Annotated in this window: 25 protein-coding genes and 1 pseudogene; 11 read left to right on the forward strand and 15 right to left on the reverse strand. The window is 59.3% G+C overall.

Annotated features, from left to right (window positions below; genetic code table 11):
* Positions 1-152: 152 nt before the first annotated feature.
* Both ACTD9P_RS04770 and trmA read left to right on the forward strand, forming a co-directional pair.
* Entirely contained in the window at positions 153-1,448 is a 1,296-nt protein-coding gene (locus tag ACTD9P_RS04770) for an NCS2 family permease (RefSeq protein ID WP_065911126.1), read from the forward strand.
* Entirely contained in the window at positions 1,445-2,524 is a 1,080-nt protein-coding gene (gene trmA / locus ACTD9P_RS04775; protein ID WP_438866872.1) for a tRNA (uridine(54)-C5)-methyltransferase TrmA, read from the forward strand. Before ACTD9P_RS04770 ends, trmA begins: the two co-directional genes overlap by 4 nt.
* A 99-nt stretch (positions 2,525-2,623) precedes the next feature.
* On the opposite strand, the gene ACTD9P_RS04780 is transcribed toward trmA, so the two are convergent.
* From ACTD9P_RS04780 to ACTD9P_RS04790, 3 genes are all read right to left on the reverse strand, one after another.
* Positions 2,624-3,091 (reverse strand): DUF2442 domain-containing protein, encoded by a 468-nt coding sequence (locus tag ACTD9P_RS04780; protein ID WP_219269362.1) that lies wholly within the window; start codon positions 3,089-3,091, stop codon positions 2,624-2,626.
* Positions 3,088-3,516, reverse strand: a complete 429-nt coding sequence (locus tag ACTD9P_RS04785) for a DUF4160 domain-containing protein (RefSeq protein WP_438866873.1) — start codon at positions 3,514-3,516, stop codon at positions 3,088-3,090. Before ACTD9P_RS04785 ends, ACTD9P_RS04780 begins: the two co-directional genes overlap by 4 nt.
* Before the next feature lie 135 nt (positions 3,517-3,651).
* Positions 3,652-3,777 carry a hypothetical protein gene (locus ACTD9P_RS04790; RefSeq protein WP_438866890.1) on the reverse strand — a complete coding sequence of 42 codons (126 nt, stop codon included), beginning with the start codon at positions 3,775-3,777 and terminating at the stop codon, positions 3,652-3,654.
* A gap of 158 nt (positions 3,778-3,935) precedes the next feature.
* On the opposite strand from ACTD9P_RS04790, the gene aroQ reads away from it, so the two are divergent.
* The gene (gene aroQ, locus ACTD9P_RS04795; RefSeq protein ID WP_056858207.1) at positions 3,936-4,385 is read left to right on the forward strand and encodes a type II 3-dehydroquinate dehydratase; all 450 of its coding nucleotides are present in this window, start codon (positions 3,936-3,938) and stop codon (positions 4,383-4,385) included.
* Positions 4,382-5,230, forward strand: a complete 849-nt coding sequence (locus ACTD9P_RS04800) for a shikimate dehydrogenase (RefSeq protein WP_438866874.1) — start codon at positions 4,382-4,384, stop codon at positions 5,228-5,230. Before aroQ ends, ACTD9P_RS04800 begins: the two co-directional genes overlap by 4 nt.
* Positions 5,231-5,413: 183 nt before the next feature.
* Here ACTD9P_RS04800 and ACTD9P_RS04805 read toward each other — a convergent pair whose 3' ends face one another.
* Positions 5,414-6,079: a TetR/AcrR family transcriptional regulator gene (locus ACTD9P_RS04805; RefSeq protein WP_219269372.1), complete on the reverse strand. Its 666-nt coding sequence runs from the start codon at positions 6,077-6,079 to the stop codon at positions 5,414-5,416.
* 80 nt (positions 6,080-6,159) lie between these two features.
* On the reverse strand, positions 6,160-8,061 hold the full coding sequence (gene quiC, locus ACTD9P_RS04810; RefSeq protein ID WP_438866875.1) for a 3-dehydroshikimate dehydratase QuiC: 1,902 nt from the start codon (positions 8,059-8,061) through the stop codon (positions 6,160-6,162).
* A 211-nt stretch (positions 8,062-8,272) separates the two neighbouring features.
* Here quiC and ACTD9P_RS04815 point away from each other — a divergent pair, with 211 nt between their 5' ends.
* Positions 8,273-9,607, forward strand: coding sequence for an MFS transporter (locus ACTD9P_RS04815; RefSeq protein ID WP_438866876.1), 1,335 nt, complete (start codon positions 8,273-8,275; stop codon positions 9,605-9,607).
* 1 nt (position 9,608) lies between these two features.
* On the opposite strand, the gene ACTD9P_RS04820 is transcribed toward ACTD9P_RS04815, so the two are convergent.
* Positions 9,609-10,487, reverse strand: coding sequence for a DMT family transporter (locus tag ACTD9P_RS04820; RefSeq protein WP_017139333.1), 879 nt, complete (start codon positions 10,485-10,487; stop codon positions 9,609-9,611).
* A 185-nt stretch (positions 10,488-10,672) separates the two neighbouring features.
* Here ACTD9P_RS04820 and ACTD9P_RS04825 point away from each other — a divergent pair, with 185 nt between their 5' ends.
* The 3 genes from ACTD9P_RS04825 (at position 10,673) to ACTD9P_RS04835 (ending at position 13,134) form a co-directional block, all read left to right on the forward strand.
* The gene (locus ACTD9P_RS04825; protein ID WP_438866877.1) at positions 10,673-11,089 is read left to right on the forward strand and encodes a membrane lipoprotein lipid attachment site-containing protein; all 417 of its coding nucleotides are present in this window, start codon (positions 10,673-10,675) and stop codon (positions 11,087-11,089) included.
* A 170-nt stretch (positions 11,090-11,259) separates the two neighbouring features.
* Positions 11,260-12,147: a KPN_02809 family neutral zinc metallopeptidase gene (gene ypfJ, locus ACTD9P_RS04830; protein ID WP_438866878.1), complete on the forward strand. Its 888-nt coding sequence runs from the start codon at positions 11,260-11,262 to the stop codon at positions 12,145-12,147.
* Complete coding sequence (locus tag ACTD9P_RS04835) at positions 12,148-13,134, forward strand: alpha/beta hydrolase (RefSeq protein WP_438866879.1); 987 nt, start codon at positions 12,148-12,150, stop codon at positions 13,132-13,134. It abuts the gene before it with no gap.
* A gap of 130 nt (positions 13,135-13,264) precedes the next feature.
* On the opposite strand, the gene ACTD9P_RS04840 is transcribed toward ACTD9P_RS04835, so the two are convergent.
* The 3 genes and pseudogenes from ACTD9P_RS04840 to ACTD9P_RS04850 all read right to left on the reverse strand — a co-directional run bounded on the left by ACTD9P_RS04840 (position 13,265) and on the right by ACTD9P_RS04850 (position 15,325).
* A complete protein-coding gene (locus ACTD9P_RS04840) occupies positions 13,265-13,852 on the reverse strand; it encodes an HAD family hydrolase (RefSeq protein WP_438866880.1) in 588 nt (195 codons plus the stop codon).
* Entirely contained in the window at positions 13,849-14,718 is an 870-nt protein-coding gene (gene tesB / locus ACTD9P_RS04845; protein WP_017139338.1) for an acyl-CoA thioesterase II, read from the reverse strand. The genes ACTD9P_RS04840 and tesB overlap by 4 nt, the downstream gene beginning before the upstream one ends.
* A gap of 38 nt (positions 14,719-14,756) precedes the next feature.
* Positions 14,757-15,325 (reverse strand): annotated as a pseudogene (locus ACTD9P_RS04850) (GNAT family N-acetyltransferase).
* Positions 15,326-15,401: 76 nt separating this feature from the next.
* Between ACTD9P_RS04850 and ACTD9P_RS04855 the strand changes: the two are divergent.
* Positions 15,402-16,322: a histone deacetylase family protein gene (locus ACTD9P_RS04855; RefSeq protein WP_200431444.1), complete on the forward strand. Its 921-nt coding sequence runs from the start codon at positions 15,402-15,404 to the stop codon at positions 16,320-16,322.
* A 171-nt stretch (positions 16,323-16,493) separates the two neighbouring features.
* Positions 16,494-17,750, forward strand: coding sequence for a TIGR03862 family flavoprotein (locus ACTD9P_RS04860; protein ID WP_438866881.1), 1,257 nt, complete (start codon positions 16,494-16,496; stop codon positions 17,748-17,750).
* Between the two features lie 65 nt (positions 17,751-17,815).
* On the opposite strand, the gene ACTD9P_RS04865 is transcribed toward ACTD9P_RS04860, so the two are convergent.
* From ACTD9P_RS04865 to yedA, 5 genes are all read right to left on the reverse strand, one after another.
* A complete protein-coding gene (locus ACTD9P_RS04865; RefSeq protein WP_438866882.1) occupies positions 17,816-18,088 on the reverse strand; it encodes a hypothetical protein in 273 nt (90 codons plus the stop codon).
* 62 nt (positions 18,089-18,150) lie between these two features.
* Entirely contained in the window at positions 18,151-18,666 is a 516-nt protein-coding gene (locus ACTD9P_RS04870; protein WP_438866883.1) for a hypothetical protein, read from the reverse strand.
* A 194-nt stretch (positions 18,667-18,860) separates the two neighbouring features.
* Entirely contained in the window at positions 18,861-19,346 is a 486-nt protein-coding gene (locus tag ACTD9P_RS04875; protein ID WP_438866884.1) for a hypothetical protein, read from the reverse strand.
* 240 nt (positions 19,347-19,586) lie between these two features.
* Positions 19,587-20,924 (reverse strand): RNA helicase RhlE1, encoded by a 1,338-nt coding sequence (gene rhlE1 / locus ACTD9P_RS04880; protein ID WP_438866885.1) that lies wholly within the window; start codon positions 20,922-20,924, stop codon positions 19,587-19,589.
* Between the two features lie 63 nt (positions 20,925-20,987).
* Positions 20,988-21,884, reverse strand: a complete 897-nt coding sequence (gene yedA, locus ACTD9P_RS04885; RefSeq protein ID WP_438866886.1) for a drug/metabolite exporter YedA — start codon at positions 21,882-21,884, stop codon at positions 20,988-20,990.
* A gap of 160 nt (positions 21,885-22,044) precedes the next feature.
* Here yedA and ACTD9P_RS04890 point away from each other — a divergent pair, with 160 nt between their 5' ends.
* Positions 22,045-22,497, forward strand: a complete 453-nt coding sequence (locus tag ACTD9P_RS04890) for an Lrp/AsnC family transcriptional regulator (protein ID WP_438866887.1) — start codon at positions 22,045-22,047, stop codon at positions 22,495-22,497.
* A 202-nt stretch (positions 22,498-22,699) separates the two neighbouring features.
* On the opposite strand, the gene ACTD9P_RS04895 is transcribed toward ACTD9P_RS04890, so the two are convergent.
* Positions 22,700-23,232 (reverse strand): transposase (locus ACTD9P_RS04895; protein WP_438866888.1); only part of this gene is annotated, 533 nt, incomplete at its 5' end.

Genomic DNA, 23,232 nt, shown 5'->3' on the forward strand with positions numbered 1-23,232 from the left:
AATACGCAGCCTATCCGCCACATCGCGTCGGCTGCTGGTATCATGCGCCGCTTTTTCCGATCCTCTCTGAAACCACAGGCGCTTGGCGCAGTTTGTGCTTTGACTTAGAGGTCAACAAATAACGACGCAAAATAGCGTCACAGGGAGCCGGCATGCTGGAAAAGCTGTTTCAACTCAAAGCACACAACACCAACGTGCGCACCGAAATTCTCGCGGGTATCACGACCTTTCTGGCCATGGCCTACATTCTGTTCGTGAACCCGAGCATTCTCGGCGAGACCGGTATGGACAAGGGCGCGGTATTTGTCGCCACCTGCCTGGCCGCCGCCATCGGTTCGACCGTGATGGGCCTGATCGCCAACTACCCGATCGCGCTGGCACCGGGCATGGGCCTCAATGCCTTCTTCACCTACACCGTGGTCCTGCACATGGGCCACACCTGGCAAGTCGCGCTGGGCGCGGTGTTCATTTCGGCGGTGTTGTTCTTCCTGCTGTCGATCTTCCGCATTCGTGAGTGGATCATCAACAGCATCCCGCTGCCGCTGCGCTCGGCGATTGCCGCCGGTATCGGCCTGTTCCTGGCGCTGATCGCCCTGCACAACGCCGGCATCGTGGTCAGCAACCCGGCCACCATGGTCGGCCTGGGCGACCTGAAACAACCGGCGCCGATTCTCGCCACCCTGGGTTTCGCGCTGATTGTTGCGCTAGAGGCCCTTGCAGTACGCGGCGCGGTGCTGATTGGCATCCTGGCGGTGACCATCGTGTCTATCGTGATGGGGTTCACTCCATTCGGCGGCGTCACTTCCATGCCACCGTCCCTGGCCCCGACCTTCCTGCAGCTGGATATCAAAGGCGCGTTGGACATCGGCCTGGTCAGCGTGATCTTCGCCTTCCTGTTCGTTGACCTGTTCGACAACTCCGGCACCCTGATCGGTGTGGCCAAACGCGCCGGCCTGATGGGCAAGGACGGCCACATGCCGAAAATGGGCCGTGCACTGATCGCCGACAGTACCGCCGCCATGGCCGGTTCGCTGCTGGGTACGTCGACCACCACCAGCTACATCGAGTCGGCTGCGGGCGTGAGTGCCGGTGGCCGTACCGGCTTGACCGCCATTGTGGTCGCCATCCTGTTCCTGCTGGCGCTGTTCTTCTCGCCGCTGGCCGCCAGTGTGCCAGCGTTTGCCACCGCACCGGCGCTGCTGTTCGTGGCCGTGCTGATGACCCAGGGCCTGGCCGAAATCGACTGGGATGACATTACTGTTGCAGCGCCGGTGGTGGTCACCGCCCTGGCGATGCCTTTCACTTACTCCATCGCCAACGGCATTGCCTTCGGTTTCATCGCCTGGACTGCCATCAAGCTGCTTTCGGGCCGCTACCGTGAGCTGAACCCGGCACTGGTGATCCTGTCGATTCTGTTTGTGATCAAGCTGGGCTGGTTCAACGCATGACTTTTGACGCCGCAAGCTACACCGTTCAACTGCAAGACAAGGTCACGCGCCTGCGTGACCTGTTGGCACCGTTCGACGCCCCCGAACCGCAGGTCTTCGATTCGCCGCTGCAGAACTTCCGCCTGCGCGCGGAGTTCCGCCTGTGGCGCGAAGGCGGCGAGCGCCACTACGCGATGTTCTCCCAGGACGACAAACGCACGCCGATCCTGATCGAAGAATTCCCGATCGCCAGCCAGCGCATCAACCAGTTGATGCCGCAACTCAAGGCCGCCTGGCAAGCCAGCGCAGCCTTGAGCCACAAGCTGTTCCAGGTGGAGTTCCTGACCACACTGGCCGGCGACGCGATGATTACCCTGTGCTATCACCGCCCGCTGGACGAGCATTGGCACACTGCTGCGAACAAGCTGGCGGCCGACTTGAATGTCAGCATCATCGGCCGCTCCAAGGGCAAGCGTGATGTGATCGGCCACGATTACGTGGTGGAAAAACTCGAGGTCGGTGGCCGCACGTTCAGCTACCGCCAACCCGAGGGCGCGTTCACCCAGCCCAACGGCACCGTGAACCAGAAGATGCTCAACTGGGCCTATGAAGCCTTGGGCGATCGCCCGGATGATTTGCTGGAGCTGTACTGCGGCAACGGCAACTTCACCCTGCCACTGGCGACCCGCGTGCGTAAGGTGCTGGCCACCGAAATCAGCAAGACCTCGGTGAATGCGGCCTTAAGCAACCTCGATGAGAACGCAGTGGATAACGTCACGCTGGTGCGCCTGTCCGCCGAAGAACTCACTGAGGCCCTCAACGAAGTGCGCCCGTTCCGCCGTCTGCACGGCATCGACCTGAAGAGCTACGAATTCGGTAGTGTCTTCGTCGACCCACCGCGCGCCGGCATGGACCCGGACACCTGCGAACTGACCCGACGTTTTGACAACATCCTGTACATCTCCTGCAACCCGGAGACGTTGGCGGCGAACATTGCGCAACTGCATGACACGCACCGGATTACCCAGTGTGCGATGTTTGACCAGTTCCCCTGGACCCACCATATGGAATCCGGGGTGTTATTGACCCGGCGGTAAACTGTGGGAGCTGGCTTGCCTGCGATGGCGGTAGGCCTGCCCTGCATCGGTCAACTGGTACACCGCTATCGCAGGCAAGCCAGCTCCCACACTGGATTTTCATGCATCTGTTGAATCACCGTTATCCAACGGCTCCTTGCGTGGCCGACCGCCCTTCTTGCCATTGGCTCGGGCGGCGGCGGTTTTGGCGGCGCTGCTCTTGCGACCGTTACGCGATGCCACCAGGCTTGTCGCCAGGTCCATCAAGGGCTGGCTGGTGGCGATGAGGCCGGTGATCGACACATCCAGATCCTGCGCCTCACAGCACAGCGCCTTGCCGCCAAAGCCGACCTCCAGTTGTTGAAAGTCCGCCTGGGAAAACCCTTCGAACTCCGGTAGCCCGGCTACAGGCAACATGACGCGGCTGCCGTCGCTGAAGCCGATGGAAATGCACTCGTGTTCATAGCGCACATTGCTGGCATTGGCGTACAGACGTTTGAGCTTGCGCCCACGGGCGATTGCCTTGTCGACATCGGCGTCCGTGAGCGGCTTATACGGCACGACTTTGGCTTTTACGATTTTTTTCATAAATCAATCTCCACAAAACCCGGTGCCCTGACCAGATTCAAAATTGTCTTCTGCCCTACGACATCGTGCCGGGCACGTGCAATCACATAAACACCGCGCTGAATGATCAGCCCTGGCAGTACCTCATCGGCGTCCCAATCCCAGGAATGGTTCTCCAGGCAAACCGTTTGCAGCTTCTCCCACCAGATCCTGCGTGCCCGCGCCAGGTAATGCGGCTGCATGATCGCCTCGCGTATTTCCTTCAGGAGCGCAGTGGATGGCCGCCTGCGATCCGGCTCTACATCCCACAACTCCACATCCCCATCCAGAAAGCTGAAACGAAAACGCGCATCCCATGCCATGCCCCTGACATGAACGTGGGGCGGGCAGTGTTCATCCCTGAGAAACACCGAAATCACATATCCCTTGTAAGCACCTACTCTCATCGTAACCCATCCGTTAGGTTATTTTCCGTCAGGTAACAATTTTTCCGTGGCACCCGACAACCGGCTCCATCCTTGCGAAGCTGTTTTACAGATTAGTAACGACGAACAAGCCCGCGAATGCGGGGTTGTAACCACTCATGCCGACGGCTGGGAATACCCTGCCAACGCCCGCAAGTCCTGCTCGCTCAGCAACCCCGCGTAATACTTCAACTGAATCCGCGCCAGCAAATACGCATGCCGTGCGCTCGCCCAGTCCGGCATCGAGGTTGATTTTCAATTGATATCTAATCTGATGCTGTGCCGGTATGCCTCAGAATAAGCGTTCGATAATCGAACACATCAGCCGCCTTCAATTGACCAAATTAACCATCCAGTACATTTTATCCGCACAACCAATAATAAGTGTGGAGAGACCCTTTATGCCGCCCATCGTGCTGGTGCTCAACGGCCCCAACCTCAACCTGCTCGGCACCCGCGAGCCTGCTACCTACGGGCATGAAACCCTGGCCGACATCGCCGCACTGTGCGGTCGCAGCGCGGAAAACCTCGGGTTGAAAATCGAATTTCGCCAGACCAACCACGAAGGCGAACTGCTCGACTGGATCCACGGCGCCCGTGCGCGCTGCGCCGGTATCGTGATCAACCCGGCGGCCTGGACCCACACCTCCGTAGCGATTCGCGACGCACTGGTGGCCAGTGAAGTGCCGGTGATTGAAGTGCATTTATCCAATGTGCATGCGCGCGAGGCGTTCAGGCACCACTCGTTTGTATCGCCCATTGCCAAGGCGGTGCTTGCAGGCTTCGGCAGCCATGGTTATCACCTGGCGCTGGAACACTTCAGCCACAGCCTCAAAGGATCCGCCCGATGAAACCGCGCATCCTCGCCGGCCTGATCGGCGCCGGCATCCAAGCCTCCCGCACGCCTGCCTTGCATGAACAGGAAGGCGACGCCCAGGGCTTGCGCTGCCTGTATCAATTGATCGACCTGGAAGCGCTGCAACTGAACATCAACGCCCTGCCCGACCTGCTGGACGCGGCCGAGTTGATGCACTTCACCGGGTTAAACATTACCTACCCGTGCAAGCAGGCGGTCCTGGCGCTGCTCGATGAATTGTCTGACGAGGCGCGCGGCATTGGCGCCGTCAACACCGTGGTGTTCAAGGACGGCAAGCGCATTGGCCACAACACCGATTGCCTGGGGTTTGCCGAAGGTTTCCGGCGCAACTTGCACGACGTTGCACGAGAACGCGTGGTACAGATGGGCGCCGGCGGTGCGGGCGCAGCAGTGGCTCATGCGTTGCTGGCCGAAGGTGTGCAGCACTTGAGTATTTTTGACGTGGACTTGGCCCGCGCCCGCGACCTGGTGGATAACCTGGCGCAGCGCTTTGGTGCCGGTCGTGCCCAGGTCGGCAACCACCTGGAAAACGCCATGGCCGAGGCAGACGGCTTGGTGAACACTACGCCCATGGGCATGGCCAAGCTGCCCGGTACGCCGGTGCCGCCTGTGCTGTTGCGGGCCGAATTATGGGTCGCGGAAATCGTGTATTTCCCGCTGGAAACCGAACTGCTGCGCAACGCCCGCGCCTTGGGTTGCCGCACGCTGGACGGCGGCAATATGGCGGTGTTTCAGGCAGTGAAGGCGTTTGAACTGTTCAGTGGCCAAACGCCGGATGCGCAGCGAATGCTGGCGCACTTTCAGAGCATGAATGGCTGACTGCCGAAACCGAATCAAAAAATGTGGGCGCTGGCTTATTGTGGGGAGCAAGCTTGCTCCCGCTGACTGCGCAGCGGTCTCACGCTTTTTGGGGACGCTTCGCACCCCAGCGCAAGCAAGCTTGCTCGCCACAACAAGCCAGCTCCCACATGGGTTGCATTCCAAGCTGGGAGTCGGGTGAATTCAGGCCTGTAAGTAGCGCATCACCGACTCACAAATCATCTCCCGATGCCGCTGTTTAACCGCTTCATCCGACAGCTCGATCTGAAAAATCTCACTGAAGGTATGGCGGTTGGACACCCGGTAAAAGCTGAATGAGTTGATCAGCAGGTGCACATCCAGCGGCTCCAGCCCCTCACGAAACAACCCCATCTCGGCGCCACGCCGCAATGTGGCGCCCAGCGCTTCGAGGATGTTGCTATTCATTGCCTTGATCGAATCCGAGCGCTTCACGTATTCCGCGTTGTGGATATTTTCGATGCTGACGATGCGCACGAAATCCACGTTCTGGTCGTGGTGATCAAAGGTGAACTCCACCAGCCGGCGGATCGCTTCACGCGGTTCCAGGGCCGTGAGGTTCATGCGCGTTTCGGTGTTGCGGATGTCGCCGTAGAGTTTTTCCAGCACCTCGACGTACAACTGCTCCTTGCTGCCGAAGTAGTAATAGATCATGCGTTTGGAGGTGTGGATACGCTCGGCGATCGCATCCACGCGCGCGCCGGACAGGCCCTGCTGAACAAACTCGACGATGGCTTCCTGCAGGATGTTTTCGCGGGTCTTTTCCGGGTTGTTCTTGCGACTCTTGCGCGGTGTGTCTGACACAGCGGAGAGGTCGGGGGTCAGGGTCATGGTGCGCTCACGGCCATTTTTGTTGTGCAGGCGGCGATTATGGGCCGAGGCGCTTCCCGAAGGAAGCACCTGGCCAGCCGTTATAAACGCGCCTGACGTGCTGCGCCGCTGCGCGATTTGGCCATCGCCGCCAGGCGCACCGCCACGTTGGCCGCCCCATAACCGGCATAGCCGTTTTTGCGCTGGATGATCTCGAAGAAAAACCGCCCTTCAAACGCCTCGGTGTACACATGAAACAACTCACCGCCCTGGGCGTCACGGTCGTACAACACGTTGTAGTACGCCAGTTCGCTGAGGAACTCATCGTCGAAATCAAACCGTGCGGCCAGGTCGTCGTAGTAGTTGAGCGGGATATCCAGTAACGGCACGCCGGCCGCTTTGGCCCGGCTGACCTCCGCGAAAATATCCGCGCAGTCAAACGCAATATGGTGCACACCCGAACCACGATAGCTCGACAGCGCGTGGGAAATTGCCGTGTTGCGGTTCTCGGAAATATTCAGCGGCAAGCGGATCGAGCTGCAACGGCTGCGCAACGCTCGGCTTTTCACCAGGCCATAAGGGTCGGGCAGCACCACTTCGTCATCGGCTTCGAAATCCAGCAGGCTCTTATAGAACAGCACCCAGCTGTCGAGGCTGTCGGCCGGCAAGGCCATGGCCATATGGTCGATGCGCAGCAGGCCGCCGCTGGACGCCGTTGCCGGTTGCAAGTTGAAGTCGGTGTCGTATAGCGCGCCCTCGGCAGGGTCCACCAGATAAATCAGGCTGCCATCTGGCGCACGTACTGCCGCCAGCTCCAGCTCGTTAGGCCCGACCAGCCCGCGATACGGCTGGCCTTTGTAGGCCACGGCCCGCTCCAGCGCCTTGGCGCTGTCCTTGACCCGAATGGCCGTGGCGCACAACGACGGGCCGTGGGCTTCGAAAAAGTTGTGGGCAAAGGAATAGGGTTCACAGTTGAGGATCAGGTTGATATCCCCCTGGCGCAGCAGGCTCACACTCTTGGAGCGGTGCTGCCCAGCCTTGACGAACCCCAGGCGCTCCAGCCAGTGGGTCAGCTTGGCGCCGAGGCTTTCATCCACAGCAAACTCGAGGAACTCGATGCCGTCGTATTCGCTGGCCGCCGGGGTATCAAACAGAATCTCCACCGGCTGGGCCGGCGCTTCTTGCTTGAGACGTTCACGGGTTTTCTCTTCCAGGTACAGCAGCGAACGCAAGCCATCCGCCGCATTCGCACGGGTGGGCGCAGCGCGAAAACCATCGTTGAAAATCTCCAGGGACAACGGCCCGGTGTAGCCACTTTTGATGATCGGCGCGAGAAAACCTGCCACGTCAAATTCGCCCTGCCCCGGGAAACAGCGGAAATGCCGGCTCCACTCCAGCACATCCATGGCCAAAACCGGCGCGTCGGCCATTTGCACAAAAAAGATTTTGTCGCCGGGAATGTCGGCGATACCGCTCGGATCACCCTTGAGCGACAACGTGTGAAAACTGTCGAGCAACACGCCCAGGCTTGGGTGATCGACCTGGCGCACCAGGTTCCACACCTGCTGCCAAGTGTTCACATGCTTGCCCCAGGCCAGCGCTTCATAGCCGATACGCAGGCCACGGCGGCCGGCGTGTTCGGCCAGCAAGCTGAGGTCATCGAGCAAAATGCGTTCATCGCCCACGCAATCTGCCGAGGCATTGCTGCACACCAGCACCAGGTCGGTGCCCAATTCCTGCATCAAATCGAACTTGCGTTCGGCGCGCTCCAGGTTGCGCGCCAGGCGGTCGCGGCGGCATCCTTCAAAGTCACGGAACGGCTGGAACAAGGTGATGGCAATGCCCAGGTCGGCGCACATCTGCCTAACTTCCCGCGGGCTGCCGTCGTAATACAACAGGTCGTTCTCGAAGATCTCGACCCCGTCGAACCCGGCAGCGGCGATGGCTTCGAGCTTTTCCGGCAGGGTGCCGCTCAAGGAAACGGTGGCAATGGAACGTTGCATGGGGCGACTCCCGGCAGTTGTTATTTGCAGCAAATTATTGGCCCCTAGCCTACACGCAGCAATTAAAATGTACGAACCGGTTAGTTTTTTGTGCGATTACCGAACACTATGCCCTGTTGGCGAATTGACGACTTTTTAACCACTGCGCACCATCGAACCTGCACCAAGACCCAGAACACACCATAAAAATTTCAAAAACGGGTACGACCTCATGCCTTCGCAAAACTCCGCCCTGGCCGCGCGCCCGGGCAACCCGCACGCCGGCATCGGCGACAAGATCCGTGGCGCCATGGCCGTGGGTAAAACGCGCTGGGGCATGCTGGCCCTGGTGTTCTTCGCCACCACCCTGAACTACATCGACCGCGCCGCCCTGGGCGTGATGCAACCGATCCTGGCCAAAGAGATGAGCTGGACGGCGATGGACTACGCCAACATCAACTTTTGGTTCCAAGTCGGTTATGCCATCGGTTTTGTGCTGCAAGGCCGGCTGATTGACCGCGTGGGCGTGAAGCGCGTGTTCTTCTGCGCCGTGCTGCTGTGGAGCCTGGCCACCGGCGCCCACGGCCTGGCCACCTCGGCGGTGGGCTTTATGGTCTGCCGCTTTATCCTCGGCCTGACCGAAGCCGCCAACTACCCCGCCTGCGTCAAGACCACGCGTTTGTGGTTCCCGGCCGGCGAGCGCGCAGTGGCTACCGGCATCTTCAACGCCGGCACCAACGTCGGCGCGATGATGACCCCAATGCTGCTGCCGTTGATCCTGCACGTGTGGGGCTGGCAGGCGGCGTTCCTGTGCATGTCGGCACTCGGCGCGATCTGGCTGGTGTTCTGGGGGTTGAAGTACTACAACCCGGAAGACCACCCGACGGCCAAACAATCCGAATTGGACTACGTGCAACAGGAAGCCGAACCCGAGCAACCGAGCGTGCCGTTCAGCCGCATCCTGCGCATGCGCGGCACCTGGGCCTTCGCCCTTGCCTACGCAATGACCGCCCCGGTGTTCTGGTTCTACCTGTATTGGCTGCCGCCGTTTTTGAACCAGCAATACAACCTGGGCATCAACGTGACCCAGATGGGTATCCCGCTGATCATCATTTACCTCACCGCCGACTTCGGCAGCGTGGGTGGCGGGATCCTGTCGTCATTCCTGATCGGCCGGGGGATGAATGCGATCAAGGCACGGCTGTTGTCGATGCTGCTGTTTGCCTGCTGCATCGTTGGCGTGATCATGGCTGCCGGTTCCAGCCAGCTGTGGGTTGCAGTGTTCGCCATTTCCCTGGCGATCGGCGCGCACCAGGCCTGGACCGCCAATATCTGGAGCCTGGTGATGGACTACACGCCCAAGCACATGATGAGCACGGTGTTCGGTTTCGGCGGCATGTGTGCGGCCATCGGCGGCATGTTCATGACCCAGATCGTCGGGCACATCCTCACCGTGACCAACAACAACTACACCGTGTTGTTCACCCTGATCCCGGCGATGTATTTCATTGCGCTGACCTGGATGTACTTCATGGCGCCGCGCAAGATCCCCAAGGTCGAGGTGTAACTCACCGCCGCCGCTGCTGCCAGGCAGCGGCCAGCCCGCTCATGCAGATCACCCCGATGCCGACCACCGTAGTCACATCGGGGGTATGGCTGAACACCAGCCAACCCAACAACCCCGCAAACACGATCTGGCAATAGCCGAACGGCGCCAGCAAGGCCGGCGCCGCGAAGCGGAACGCCTGGGTCAGCATCAAGTGCGCCGTCATGCCGCAGGTGCCCAGCGCCAGCATCAGGCAGGCATGCCACAGCGTCGGGACCTGCCAGAAGAACGGCACCAGCGCACTCATCACCAAGGTATTGCACAGCCCGGCGAAGAAGTTGCTGGTGGTCGGTGTGTCGTATTGGCTGAGGATGCGCGTGAGCAATTGGTAGAAACAGAAGAACATCGCCGAACACAGCGGCAGCAGCACCGCAGGCGTGAACAACTCGCCGCCGGGGTGGATGATGATCAGCACACCGACAAACCCGCAGATCACCGCCAGCCATTGGCCACGTGTGACGTGCTCGCCAAGCAAGGGCACCGACAGCGCCGTCACCAGGATCGGCGCCAGGAAGTTCACCGCCGTGGCTTCCGCCAACGGGATGTAATGCAGCGCCGCGGTAAAAAACAAACTCGTGCCCAGCAGGCACAAAGCACGTACCACCTGCATGCCCGGCCGCTTGCTGCGCAGCACCCGCAAGCCGGATTGCGGCAGGAATATCCCGGCCATCAGCAAGGTGTGCACCAGGTAACGCGCCCATACCACCATCACAATCGGGTAGAACCCGGCCAGGTACTTGGACAAGGCGTCGTGGCTGGAGAACAGAAACGTCGCCAGCACAATCAGCAGGATGCCTTTGAAAGGATGGTTGACGCCGGAAAGCGGTGTGCTGACAGTCATTGAATTCTCTTGCATGGCGGGCTGAACGCTTTTGTACTCAACCCGGTAATCTAGCAGCCGGGCTTGCGTCTGCCCCAAGAGCATAACCAAACACCGTGCGAACAGCGCACTAATTCATGGGTTTCGAGTCCAACGCTGCACGCTCACCGCCGCGTTGCACCCTTTTTAACCAAGGCCATGTCGCTATGAAAAAAACACTCTTTGTTCTTTCTGCCCTTGCCCTGCTCACCGCGTGCAACAAGGAACCCAAGGAAGCGCCCAAACCCGCACCAGCTTCCGTGCAAGCCACGCTGGTGCCGGCAACCCCACCGACCGATAAATGGGTCGGCAAATGGATCGGCGTCGAAGGCCTGAACCTGACCATCGCCAAGGACGACAGCATTGGCCGTGGCCACTACCTGCTTACCATGCAATATGGCCTTGATGCCGACGACTCCGGCACCTTCAAAGGCGAAGCCAATGAAGACGGCATCAGTTTCACGCGCCCGGACGGCCCGCAACAGTTGAGCGCCGGCGACGGTGAAGCCACGGGCCTTAAATGGCTGGTAGATAAAAAAGACTGCCTGATCGTCGACACCGGCGAAGGTTACTGCCGCGACTGAGGCGGCAAACCTGACATATCTTTCATCTGGCGCCCCTGCCGACACGGCCTGACAGCAGCGATACTAGGCAGCTCTCGTTGCTTGTCAGACAGCCGGGCTGGCGCCATGCCCCTGCACCAACAACACTGCTCTTAAATAAAGAGCGCAGGCTTAACGAGAGGACTGCACCCATGCTATGGAAAAAAGGCCGACGCAGCGACAACGTGGTGGACGCCCGCGATGACAGTGGCGGCGGCGGGGGCGGCATGCGCTTTGGCGGCGGCAAAGGCCTGAGCCTCACAGCAATTGTGCTGATCGTCGGCATTGGCTGGCTGACCGGCCAGGACCCGATGCAGATCCTCGGCCAGTTAAGCGGCCAAATGGAGCAAGCGCCCCCGGCGAGTACGCAGGCGCGCCAGGCGCCGCCGGCCAATGATCAACAGGCCGATTTCGTGCGCGCCGTGCTGGGCGACACGGAAGACACCTGGGGTCAGGTGTTCAAGGAAAATGGGTTGGTCTACAAGAACCCTAAACTGATTCTGTTCCGTGGCCGGGTCAATTCCGCCTGCGGAGGCGCCACCTCGGCCAGCGGCCCGTTCTATTGCCCGGCTGACCAGCAAGTGTATCTGGACCTGGATTTCTTCCGGGAGATGTCGCAACGCTTCAAGGCTTCGGGCGAGTTCGCCCAGGCGTATGTGATTGCCCATGAAGTCGGGCACCACGTGCAAACGCTGCTGGGCATCTCGGCCAAGATCCAGGCCGCACGCCAGCAAGGCCGGCAGATGCAAGGCGATGGCGGTTTACTGGTACGCCAGGAACTGCAAGCCGACTGTTTCGCCGGCGTGTGGGCCAACCGTGCGCAAAAACGCCTGAACTGGTTGGAGCCCGGTGATATTGAAGCCGCACTGAATGCGGCCAACGCCATTGGCGATGACCGTTTGCAGCAACAGGGTCAAGGGCGCGTAGTGCCGGACTCGTTTACCCATGGCACCTCGGCACAGCGGGTTCGCTGGTTCAAGACCGGCTTCGCAGAGGGCCAAATCACTCAATGCGACACCTTTACAGCCAAGAGTCTTTAAATGAATAAACGATTGGGTTTGCTGCTTAGCGCATTAGCGATGTGTTCCACCGCCACCTGGGCCGCCGAGAAAGAACATGGCGTCAAGGTGGTCAGCCCCGATCGTTTCCAACTGGATGCCGGCGCCTTGAGCCTGGGTTTGAGCCAGGACTGGAGCCAGCCGCTGCCCAATGTCACCCACGCGCTGATCATCGTGCACGGTCGCCTGCGCAATGCGCAGACCTACCTGCAAAGCGGCGAAGACGCGGCCCAGCACGCAGGCGTTGCCGCCAATACCCTGGTGATAGCGCCGCAGTTTCTGAATGAGTCGGACATCAAGCGCAACCACCTCGACAGCCAGGTACTGCGCTGGAACGGCAATGACTGGATGGCGGGCGACCCGTCGACCGGCCCAGGCCAAGTCAGCTCCTACGGCGCCCTCGACCAGATCATCAAACACCTGGGCAACCGCAAGTTGTTCCCCGCCTTGAAAGAAATCGTGGTAGCCGGCCATTCCGGTGGCGGCCAGGTGGTGCAGCGCTTCGCCCTCACCGGCCACGACCACCCGATGTTGCAAACAGAAGGCATCAGCCTGCGTTACGTGGTGGCTAATCCATCGTCCTACGCCTACTTCACCCCGCAACGCCCGGTGAAGTTTGATGTGGCCAGTTGCCCAGGCTTTAACGACTGGAAGTACGGCATGCAAAACCTGCCGGATTACGCCAAAAACCAGAGCGCGCAGCAGCTTGAGCAAGGTTACGTGTCACGCAACATCACCTACCTGCTGGGCCAGCAAGACACCGACCCGAACCACCCGGCGCTGGATAAAAGCTGCGAAGCCGAAACCCAGGGCGCGTATCGCCTGATTCGTGGGCACAACTATTTCGACTACCTCAAGCAGCGCCATCCGCAGTTGACGCAGAAGCTGGTGGAAGTGCCTGGGGTTGGGCACGACGGCGACAAGATGTTTACCTCGCCTGAGGGCGAGAAGGTGCTGTTTAGTCAGTAACTGACAAAACCGGATCAAAAATGTGGGAGCGGGCTTGCTCGCGAATGCAGACTTTCAGTCGACTCAACATTGACTGATCCACCGCTTTCGCGAGCAAGCCCGCTCCCACATTTGATCTTCAGTGTCTGGTTTAAATCATTCGGCGCAACGCCGCGCAATCCTCAGCATGCCAATCCGCCAGTTCCGGCCACGGGTTCTCCGGCAGATTAACCAACACGGTGCTGGTCCCCGCCGCCCGGCCGCAATCCAGGTCAAAGCGGTAATCCCCGACCATCACCATCGCGCTCGGCGCTACCTGCCAGGCAGTCGCCAGTTTCAGCAAACCACCCGGATCGGGTTTTGGCGGCGCATTCTCACGCCCCAGCACATCCTCGACGGCAAAGCAGTCCGCCAGGCCAATCGCTTGCAGGGTGATATGCGCCAACTCTTGCGCATTGCGCGTCAGGATGCCCAGGCGATAACCTCGCCCGGCCAGCTCGCGCACCAACTCCACCGCGCCAACAGCAGCAACCGAACCCACGGCCAGCTCGCGCTCATGCTCAAGCAACCAGGCATGCTTGGCCGCCGCCACATCCGCAGGCAAGGCTGCCAGGTGGGTGAGAATGTCGTCTTCAGGCGGGATATCAAGCGCCACGCGAATCGCGGCAAAATCATGCACGGCCACCGTGAGGGTGCCGTCCATATCAAACACCCAATGTTTAACGTCCGACAGGCTCATGCCCAATCCTTGCGATGGCGAATCAACCCTTCCTGGGTCACCGAAGCCACCAGTTGCCCGGCGCGGTTGTACACGCTGCCTCGCGAGAAACCACGGGAATTACCGGCCCACGGGCTGTCCATGGCATAGAGCAGCCAATCATCAGCGCGCAGATCGGCGTGGAACCACAACGCGTGGTCCAGGCTGGCAACCTGCATGTCTTTCTGCCACACCGTCTTGCCGTGGGGCAGCAGCGAAGTGGTCAGCAGGCCGAAGTCCGAGGCGTAGGCCAGCAGGTATTTATGCAGCGCCGGCGAATCGGCCAGCGCACCGTCAGCACGAAACCACACGTATTTGACCGGGTCGGACGGCTGCGGGTTGAACGGGTCTTTTTCGGTCACCGGGCGCACTTCGATCGGCTTGGGGCACAGCAGCTTGTCGCGCATGTGCTCGGGGATCAGGTGCGCGCGTTGCTTGGTCAGTTCCAGCTCCGACGGCAGGTTTTCCGGGCCGACCACCACAGGCATGGTGGTCTGGTGCTCGAAGCCTTCTTCGTCATACTGGAACGAGGTGGTGCAGGTGAAAATCGGGTTGCCCTTCTGGATCGCCGTGACGCGGCGCGTGCTGAAACTGCCGCCATCGCGCACGCGGTCCACCGAATACACCACGGGCAGCGCTGCATCGCCAGGGCGCAGGAAATAGCCATGCAGGGAATGCACGTGGCGCGCTTCCTCTACGGTCTGGCTGGCGGCCGACAGCGACTGGCCCAGCACTTGGCCGCCGAACAGTTGGCGAAAGCCCAGGTCCTGGCTGCGGCCGCGAAAGAGGTTTTCCTCGATCGGCTCCAGGGTCAGCAAGTCCACCAGATCTTCCAATACTTGGCTCATAGAGCAACTCCTACAATCAATAGAGCATTCCGGGCTGCTTATCCATGCAGCGTGTCCAGCCATTGGGCGCGGGTGATGCGGTACAACACATGATGGCGCAGCGGGTCATCGGCTGCGACCTTGGGTGTTCAAAATCTGCCTGCGGATCGTAATGCATACCGATGGCCTGCATGACTTTTTGTGATGGCAGATTGGCTTCGGTGGTGAAGGCGAGGATTTCATCCAACTGCAGGCGGTCGAAACCACAGCGCAGCGCGGTCCACGCCGCTTCACTGGCGTAGCCCAAACCCCAATGCTCACGGGCCAGGCGCCAGCCAATTTCTACCGCTGGGGTAAAGTCGGCCTCGAAGTTGACGTTTTGCAGCCCGGTCAGGCCGATAAATTCGCCGGTGTCCTTGCGCTGCAAGGCCCAAAAGCCAAAACCGTATTCGGCAAAATGCCCGCGAATACGGCCGATCAACGCAGCGCTTTCCAGGTGGCTCAGCTTGGCCGGGAAATAACGCATCACCTGCGGGTCGGCGCACATGCGTGCAAATTCCGTCAGGTCGCTGTCGCGCCATTGGCGCAGCACCAGCCGTGCGCTTTCCAATTCCAGTATCGGCTCCATGGGTCCCCCTCCCTTGCCATGTGCGTGAGTGTACAGCGCTGGTAAGATCCGTCGCAGGTTCCCGTCAGAAAATCCCATGCCTTTGCCATTGATCTACCACGATGACTACAGCCCTGAGTTCCCGGCGGACCACCGGTTCCCCATGGACAAGTTTCGCCTGTTGCGTGACCACCTTGTGGACAGCGGCCTGACCCAGGACAGCCACTTGCTGCGACCAGAGGTCTGCCCCGCCGAGATTCTGGCCCTGGCCCATGAACCTGGGTATATCCAGCGCTACATGAGCGGCGAGTTATCGCGCGAAGACCAACGCCGCCTCGGCCTGCCCTGGAACGAAGCACTGGCGCGGCGCACCGTGCGCGCGGTCGGTGGCTCAATTCTCGCAGCAGAAAAAGCCTTGGAACACGGCCTGGCCTGCCACCTGGCGGGCGGCACACACCACGCCCATTACGACTACCCAGCGGGCTTTTGCATCTTCAATGACCTGGCGGTGATCAGCCATTACCTGCTGGCCAGCGGGCGGGTCAACCGCGTGCTGATCTTCGATTGCGACGTACACCAGGGCGACGGCACCGCGCGCATCCTGCACGACACGCCGGATGCCATTACGGTGTCGCTGCACTGCGAAAAGAACTTCCCGGCGCGCAAGGCCCAGAGCGACTGGGACATCCCGTTGCCCATGGGCATGGGCGATGCCGACTACCTCAAAGTGGTCGACGACGCGCTCAACTATTTGTTGCCGCTGTACCAGCCCGATCTGGTGCTGTACGACGCCGGGGTGGATGTACACAAGGACGACGCCCTCGGTTACCTCAAGCTGACCGACGCTGGCGTTGCCGCCCGTGATGAAAGCGTGATGCGCCACTGCCTGGGCCGCGACATCCCAGTGATGGGCGTGATCGGCGGCGGCTACAGCAAAGACCGCCCGGCCCTGGCCCGCCGCCACGGCATCCTGCACCACAGCGCACAACGGGTGTGGGCGTCATCAGGTTGTCATTGAGTTGTGGGCGTTACCCACAATGCCTGTGGAACGGCCTGTGGATAACTTGAGCGTAAGGGCCTGAAAGCCAGCAGCCGTATGGCCTGTAGGAAAGTGTACGTTTTTTGATCAGGCAGCTACGCCGTCGTCGGGTAGAATGCTCGGCCTATTCAAGCGACCGTAGCCCTGCCCATGCCTCAGACCCCTTCCCAACACGTCACTATTATCGGCGGCGGCCCTGCCGGGCTGATGGCCGCTGAAGTCTTGAGCCTGGCGGGCGTGCGGGTGGACGTGTATGACGGCATGCCTTCGGTGGGGCGCAAGTTCCTGCTGGCGGGCGTGGGCGGCATGAACATCACCCACTCCGAGGCGTACCCGGCATTCCTGGCACGCTATGCCGAGCGCGCACCGCAGATGGCGCCGCTGTTGCGGGCGTTTGGTAGCGACGCCTTGTGCGAATGGATTCATGGCTTAGGCATTGAGACCTTTGTCGGCAGCTCCGGCCGCGTGTTTCCGACCGACATGAAAGCCGCCCCACTGCTGCGCGCCTGGCTCAAGCGCCTGCGCGACCAGGGCGTGGTTATCCACACCCGGCATCGCTGGCTGGGCTGGACCGACGACGGAGGTTTACTTATCCACAGCCCGGACGGCGATAAAACTGTCCACAGCGATGCGGTGTTGTTGGCCTTGGGTGGCGGCAGTTGGTCGCGGCTGGGCTCCGACGGTGCCTGGCTCAAGTTGCTGGAAGATAAGGGTGTGCCTTACACCGCGCTGCAACCGAGCAATTGCGGCTTTGAAGTGTCGGGCTGGAGCGAGTTGATGGTCAGAAAATTCGCGGGCGCGCCGTTGAAGAACGTCGCCATTGGCCTGGGCGATGACAAGCCTCGGCTGGGGGAATGCGTGATCACTACCATGGGTATCGAAGGCAGTTTGATCTACGCGCTGTCGGCGCCGATTCGCGAAACGATCAACCGTTATGGCTCAGCCACGGTGCATATCGACCTGTTGCCGAGCAAGCCGCTGGACAAGGTGCAGGCCGCCTTGGCCAAGCCCCGTGGCTCGCGGTCGATGAGCAAGCATTTGCACAGTCAGTTGGGTTTGGATGGGGTCAAAGCGGCGCTTTTGCGTGAGTTGGCACCCGCTGAACACTTTAATGATCCGGCGCAACTGGCGGTGGATATCAAGGCGCTGCCACTGACGCTGGTGAAGACACGGCCGATCGATGAGGCGATCAGCACGGCAGGCGGCGTGCCGTTTGAAGCGCTGGATGAGCATCTGATGCTCAAGCAATTGCCAGGCGTGTTTTGTGCCGGGGAGATGCTGGACTGGGAAGCGCCGACCGGTGGGTATTTGCTGACGGGGTGTTTTGCCAGTGGGCAGATGGCTGGGCGGGGTGTTCTTGAATGGTTGACCTGCGTCAATCAGCCGAAAACCGCCATGGATGAATAACTTTTAGCAGGCATTCACCGTCGCCCTTCACCCGTAAAGTCAGCAGGGTTTGCCCAGCCTGATTTCTACAACAAGCGGCGTTTAAGGCCGCGACAAAAAAACTGCTTTTCTGAACGGCCGCTGACCTGCACCTCGACAACGACTGTCTGCAACATCCGATGAACTTCCTGCACAGAAATGAGCATGGCTTCGTCCATGGGAAATCGCTGTCCTGCGTCTTCAATGGAACGTTGAGAGGGCGGACGATAAACCGTCTCTAATGCTTCACGCTCCAGATCATCCAACGCCGGTGTAGCCGCCAGAGCGTGCGCTCTACCTTCATCAGTTCTTTTCAACATATCTATCGCCCACTAACGTCGCGCGGTGTGCAGGTGACGGATCAGTAACAATTGCCTTGGGATTAATTGACCGCGACACCGTACTTGTGAACGGCATAATTAATACCAAACGACTCTTCCAACGCCTTAAGCTTCGGCGCACCAGCGCCCAATAGCTTTTCCAACTTAACCAGATAAGTACTCTGCACCTCGTAGGTTTTTTCACCCTCTTCGTCATTTTCAATGGCCGCGAGTTCATTGCGGTACTCACGATCCAGTTTCCGATACTCGCTCAACGCGGCGCCTCTTATATCATCGTAAGAGCGTTCCAGCTCTGCCTTGATTTTCGGCGACACATCAAACTTATTTTCTACGTGATCTATGTACCGTCTGAATGCACGAAAAGCCGGATACAAAGCCCCCGAGGATAGGTGAGCTTGTATTTCACCCACGAGGTCGTTCGCTGTTTTTTTTGCTTGTTCTACCTCGGCAGCTTTCGCCGCCTTGGCTTTTTTAGACTCAATAACGCCGATACCCGCGCCGGTTGCCAGCGCTCCACCGGCCAGAATGACTACAAAAGGAACCAAAAAAGCAGGCATTGTTATTCTCCATTACCGTCGATACGGATAAGCTATTTTGTTCTGACAGGCTTGTAACCGTGGCTGAACCCCTCACACGCCAACACCTTACAACTCGGCAAAAAAGCAAGCCGAGCATAAGCCGCGCCTTGGCCGACAGGCATTATTTATGCACTACTCAATGAACCAATCCGCTGGCCAACCAAGAACCTTGATTAAGTGTATAAAGAAATCCGGGGATATAATTGCTCCCAACGCTGCACTTCCCTGCGCAAAACGGCATCGTCTTGAGGTAAAACCACCTTCAACGCTTCTATGTACTCATGGTGTGCAACGGAAAGCGCGTGAGGATCATCTTGCAAAGACGCCTCTTTGACTTTGAACTCGCGACCTAACACTATCGCTTTTGTTTGGGCGTTAAAAACCAAATCATTAAGCATCCTGTCTAAATTCTTTTTGTCTTCAGGCGTTACCGACCCACGTTCATTAAACAACGTAATATGCTGTTTCAACGCCCTGATCGCTTGCGCAAATTCACCTTTCTTCGCATGTTCCTTATACGTTTCAAACGTATGATTCAATGACGTTTCAAATCTATTCCAGACCTTTTCTTCTTCTCTCTTTCTATCATTTTTATCGGCCTCCACTTTTTTCCAAATGGTTAACCCACCCAGCGCAACCGCCACATGAAAAATGGACATATCAACCCCACTGCTTAGTACATCATAAGTTAGTTAACTCACGACATCAGTGGCCCTCAAACGCCCTCAGTTCCAAAGCGTCACATGACATTTTATGACCAAAAAAGCACAACACTTAAAATCACAGTTTCAAATAGGCAATTAGTAACTTTTTGGGTCAGACGCCACTTCATATCCGGTTGAACGAGCGGCATTGCACCGCTCACTCAGTTCGCCAACCTTCAGCAGGTCGCGAAAAATCTACTTCTTCTTACGCGGTCCAGTATTAAACACCGGCACTTTACGCACCGGTTTAATCGAAGGCTCCGACGGTGCCACTTCCCCACTGTCCACCCACTTACCCAAATTGCGCTTGCCGCCACCGCCGCCCGACGTTTTAGGCTTCTTCGGCTTTTTCGGCTTCTTCACCACTTGCCCACTGGCATCGGTGTCCGGCACGCGGTGCTCAGGTTCGAAATCCGGCTCCATCTTGCGGGTCAGCGTCTGACGCGTGAGCATCTCGATGGCCGACAGCATGTTCACTTCATCGGCACACACCAGCGAAATCGCCTCGCCGGTGTTGCCGGCTCGGCCGGTACGGCCGATGCGGTGGATGTAGTCTTCAGCCACGATCGGCAGGTCAAAGTTGACCACCAGCGGCAAGTCTTCGATATCCAGGCCACGGGCCGCCACGTCGGTGGCCACCAGAATCTGCACGTCGCTGGATTTGAAACGGTCCAGCGCGCGTTGGCGGGTGGCTTGGGGTTTGTCGCCATGGATGCCATCGGCATTGATGCCCAGGCCCTGCAACTTGTCCACCAGCGCATCCACGCCGTTACGGGTCTTGGCGAACACCAGCACCTGCTTCCAACGGCCTTTGCGCATCAAGTGCACAAACAGCTCCGGCTTGCGCTTCTTGTCCACCGGCACCACCCACTGTTTCACGGTGCTGGCGGCGACGTTGCGCGGGCTCACTTCGATACTCAGCGGGTCGTTGAGCATCTGCCCGGCCAGTTGGCGAATTTCATCGGAGAAAGTCGCGGAAAACAGCAGCGTCTGGCGCTTCTTCGGCAGCATGCGGTAGATGTTCGCCAGCTCTTCGGAGAAGCCCAGGTCGAGCATGCGGTCGGCTTCGTCCAGCACCAGGGTTTGCAGCTGGTTGAGTTTCAGCGCGTTCTGGCGGAACAGGTCGATCAGGCGGCCAGGCGTGGCGACCAGAATGTCGACGCCCTTGCGCAGCTTCATCATCTGCGGGTTGATGCTCACACCGCCGTACACCGCGTAAGTGGTCAGCGGCAGGTTCTGCGCGTACTCGGCGACGCTGGCGTGAACCTGCTCGGCCAGTTCGCGGGTGGGGCACAGAATCAGCGCACGCGCCGAGTTGGCGGCGACTTTCGGCCCTTCCATGGTCAGCAACTGCAGGAGCGGCAGTGCGAAACCAGCAGTTTTGCCGGTGCCGGTCTGCGCGGCGGCCATCAGGTCGCGACCGGCCAGCACCGCCGGAATGGCTTGCGCCTGCACCGGCGTCGGGGTCTGGTAGCCAAGCGTCTCAAGGGCGCGCAGCAAGGGTTCGATCAGGCCAAGTGTGGCGAAAGTCATGTGTTTACCGTAGGGAAAGTTCAGCGCCATAAGCGGGTAAAAAAAGCCGTAATGCGCCGCAGTTTACCTTATTTCCGGCCTGGGCTTGCGCCACTGGGGCAGGCTGATCAATAGCACCGCGCTGATGATCACCAGCATCGCCAGGGCTTCTTCCATGCCGATGGTCTCACCGACGAACACAATGCCCAGCAACACCGCGACTGCCGGGTTCACATAGGCATAGCTGGTCGCGGCCGCCGGGCGCACGTGCTTGAGCAGGTACATATAGGCATTGAAGGCGATGATCGAGCCAAACACGGCCAGGTACGCCAAGGCCAGCCAGCCTTCAATCGGCGGCACAGAATGCAAGCGTTCGCCGGAGAGCGCACTGCCCACCAACAGCAAAGCACCGGCGACGATCATTTCCGCCGCACTGGCCATCGCACCGGGAGGTAACGGCAAATGCCTGCTCCACACCGAGCCGAAGGCCCAGGAGGCAGCGGCGAACAGCAACAACATCGCACCGGCTGGGCTCGATTGCAGGTTGGAGCCCATATTGAGCATGGCAATGCCGATAATCCCCAGCACTACCCCGGCCCACTCCAGGCGGGTATTACGTGCGCCCCAGAAATAGCCGCACAGCAACGTGAACAATGGCACCGTCGCCACCGCCAATGCAGCCACACCTGAAGTGACCCCCGTGTGCTCAGCCACCGACACCGCGCCATTGCCGAAGGTCAGCAGCAAAATGCCGATCTTGGCCGCAGCCTTCCACTGCATCCACGTCGGCGCAGGTGCCCCGCGCCAGCGCAAAAAGCCATACATCGCCAAACCCGCGACCAAAAAGCGAATCCCGCCAAGCATCAGCGGTGGCCAGTATTCAACGCCGATTCGAATCACGAGGTAGGTGGAACCCCAAATCACATACAACGCAAAAAAGGCAGCGATCAACGGTAACGGAAAGCGACGTGGGCCAGGCATTGGGCGGCTCTATGGCAGGAGATGGGAGGCTTATTCTAAAAAGGCAGCACGCTAAACATAAGTTACAAAACCTGTTTAAAGCGCCCATACACTTTTCAAAACATGGTTATGAGGGCTATAACCCGTGCTTTCGAAAGCCACGCGTTGCTGGAGCCTTATCATGGACAAATACGACCGCATGCTCCTCAGCGCCCTGCTCGAAGACGGCCGCGCGTCCTACGCGCAATTGGCCCGCACGGTAAACCTTTCTGCGCCCGCCGTGGCTGAACGCGTGGCCAAACTTGAGGCCAGCGGCGTGATCACCGGGTATCAGGCCAAGGTGGACATGTCCAAGGTCGGCTTGCCGATTCAGTGTGTGATTGAACTGAGGTTGACCAACCATGGCAGCCAGAAGGTCTACGACGCGCTGGCTGAAATTCCCGAACTGACTGAATGCCACCGGGTCACGGGCGACCCATGCGTGATCATGCAGGCGGCGGTGGGTTCGATGCCGCAGCTTGAGAACCTGATTAACCGGGTGGCGAAGTTCGGGTTCAGCAAGACCTCGATTATTTTGTCGAGTGCGATAGAACGGCGGGTGCCGTTGGGGCAGTTGGAGGGTAAAACCACCTGACACCGATCGTTCCCACGCTCTGCGTGGGAATGCAGCTCAGGACCCTCAGCGTCTGCCCTTGAAGTCGTGACGCAGAGCGTCACCGGAGGCATTCCCACGCGGAGCGTGGGAACGAGCAAAAAGTGGTGGCTGATACACCGCCATCGCAGGCAAGCCAGCTCTTATCAAACAAAAAATAACCCATTGTTTTTGCTCTTAAAAATCAAGCCGCTTTAACCAGCTGCAACCCCAACTTTCGCGCCTTGCGCTCCAAGGCGCGCAGTTGCCGGTCCCGGCTACGCTCTTCAAATTCCTCCATTCCTTTCTCAACATAAGGCTGACCTTTGGTCAGCATCGCGTAGATCAGTCGTGCCAGTTGATGCGCTGTCGCCTTAATCGCGCAACAGGTGTCCATCCGGGTCAGGCGCGCTCGGTGGCTGGCACCGATAAAGCTTTTGTCGTTGCGTGCAATAGAGGCGGCTTGCTTCAGCGCTTGGGCAGCTCGATTAATCACTTTCACAGTCTTTCCAGGAAGGGGTTTTCCTCCCGAAATTCTCGTCGGCGGTGCAAGACCTAGCCACGAACAGAAGTGCTGCGAAGTCGGAAAGCGTGATAAATCCGCCCCCAATTCACTGGCCAAAACCAAAGCCGTGTCGATTCCTATGGTTGGGATTGCGGTCAAATCCACGCCCATGACCTTGTTCAGTGCGCGATGCAAAATCAGTTGCTGCTCATTTGAGCGGTGTGGGTTGCGCA

Source organism: Pseudomonas onubensis (assembly GCF_965653655.1).
Lineage (GTDB): Bacteria > Pseudomonadota > Gammaproteobacteria > Pseudomonadales > Pseudomonadaceae > Aquipseudomonas.

Excerpts from the sequence above, each read along its gene's own strand:
- ACTD9P_RS04770 (WP_065911126.1), top strand. The coding sequence starts at position 153 with ATGCTGGAAAAGCTGTTTCAACTCAAAGCACACAACACCAACGTGCGC.
- trmA (WP_438866872.1), top strand. The coding sequence starts at position 1,445 with ATGACTTTTGACGCCGCAAGCTACACCGTTCAACTGCAAGACAAGGTC.
- ACTD9P_RS04780 (WP_219269362.1), bottom strand. The coding sequence starts at position 3,091 with ATGAAAAAAATCGTAAAAGCCAAAGTCGTGCCGTATAAGCCGCTCACG.
- ACTD9P_RS04785 (WP_438866873.1), bottom strand. The coding sequence starts at position 3,516 with ATGAGAGTAGGTGCTTACAAGGGATATGTGATTTCGGTGTTTCTCAGG.
- ACTD9P_RS04790 (WP_438866890.1), bottom strand. The coding sequence starts at position 3,777 with ATGCCGGACTGGGCGAGCGCACGGCATGCGTATTTGCTGGCGCGGATT.
- aroQ (WP_056858207.1), top strand. The coding sequence starts at position 3,936 with ATGCCGCCCATCGTGCTGGTGCTCAACGGCCCCAACCTCAACCTGCTC.
- ACTD9P_RS04800 (WP_438866874.1), top strand. The coding sequence starts at position 4,382 with ATGAAACCGCGCATCCTCGCCGGCCTGATCGGCGCCGGCATCCAAGCC.
- ACTD9P_RS04805 (WP_219269372.1), bottom strand. The coding sequence starts at position 6,079 with ATGACCCTGACCCCCGACCTCTCCGCTGTGTCAGACACACCGCGCAAG.
- quiC (WP_438866875.1), bottom strand. The coding sequence starts at position 8,061 with ATGCAACGTTCCATTGCCACCGTTTCCTTGAGCGGCACCCTGCCGGAA.
- ACTD9P_RS04815 (WP_438866876.1), top strand. The coding sequence starts at position 8,273 with ATGCCTTCGCAAAACTCCGCCCTGGCCGCGCGCCCGGGCAACCCGCAC.
- ACTD9P_RS04820 (WP_017139333.1), bottom strand. The coding sequence starts at position 10,487 with ATGACTGTCAGCACACCGCTTTCCGGCGTCAACCATCCTTTCAAAGGC.
- ACTD9P_RS04825 (WP_438866877.1), top strand. The coding sequence starts at position 10,673 with ATGAAAAAAACACTCTTTGTTCTTTCTGCCCTTGCCCTGCTCACCGCG.
- ypfJ (WP_438866878.1), top strand. The coding sequence starts at position 11,260 with ATGCTATGGAAAAAAGGCCGACGCAGCGACAACGTGGTGGACGCCCGC.
- ACTD9P_RS04835 (WP_438866879.1), top strand. The coding sequence starts at position 12,148 with ATGAATAAACGATTGGGTTTGCTGCTTAGCGCATTAGCGATGTGTTCC.
- ACTD9P_RS04840 (WP_438866880.1), bottom strand. The coding sequence starts at position 13,852 with ATGAGCCTGTCGGACGTTAAACATTGGGTGTTTGATATGGACGGCACC.
- tesB (WP_017139338.1), bottom strand. The coding sequence starts at position 14,718 with ATGAGCCAAGTATTGGAAGATCTGGTGGACTTGCTGACCCTGGAGCCG.
- ACTD9P_RS04855 (WP_200431444.1), top strand. The coding sequence starts at position 15,402 with ATGCCTTTGCCATTGATCTACCACGATGACTACAGCCCTGAGTTCCCG.
- ACTD9P_RS04860 (WP_438866881.1), top strand. The coding sequence starts at position 16,494 with ATGCCTCAGACCCCTTCCCAACACGTCACTATTATCGGCGGCGGCCCT.
- ACTD9P_RS04865 (WP_438866882.1), bottom strand. The coding sequence starts at position 18,088 with ATGTTGAAAAGAACTGATGAAGGTAGAGCGCACGCTCTGGCGGCTACA.
- ACTD9P_RS04870 (WP_438866883.1), bottom strand. The coding sequence starts at position 18,666 with ATGCCTGCTTTTTTGGTTCCTTTTGTAGTCATTCTGGCCGGTGGAGCG.
- ACTD9P_RS04875 (WP_438866884.1), bottom strand. The coding sequence starts at position 19,346 with ATGTCCATTTTTCATGTGGCGGTTGCGCTGGGTGGGTTAACCATTTGG.
- rhlE1 (WP_438866885.1), bottom strand. The coding sequence starts at position 20,924 with ATGACTTTCGCCACACTTGGCCTGATCGAACCCTTGCTGCGCGCCCTT.
- yedA (WP_438866886.1), bottom strand. The coding sequence starts at position 21,884 with ATGCCTGGCCCACGTCGCTTTCCGTTACCGTTGATCGCTGCCTTTTTT.
- ACTD9P_RS04890 (WP_438866887.1), top strand. The coding sequence starts at position 22,045 with ATGGACAAATACGACCGCATGCTCCTCAGCGCCCTGCTCGAAGACGGC.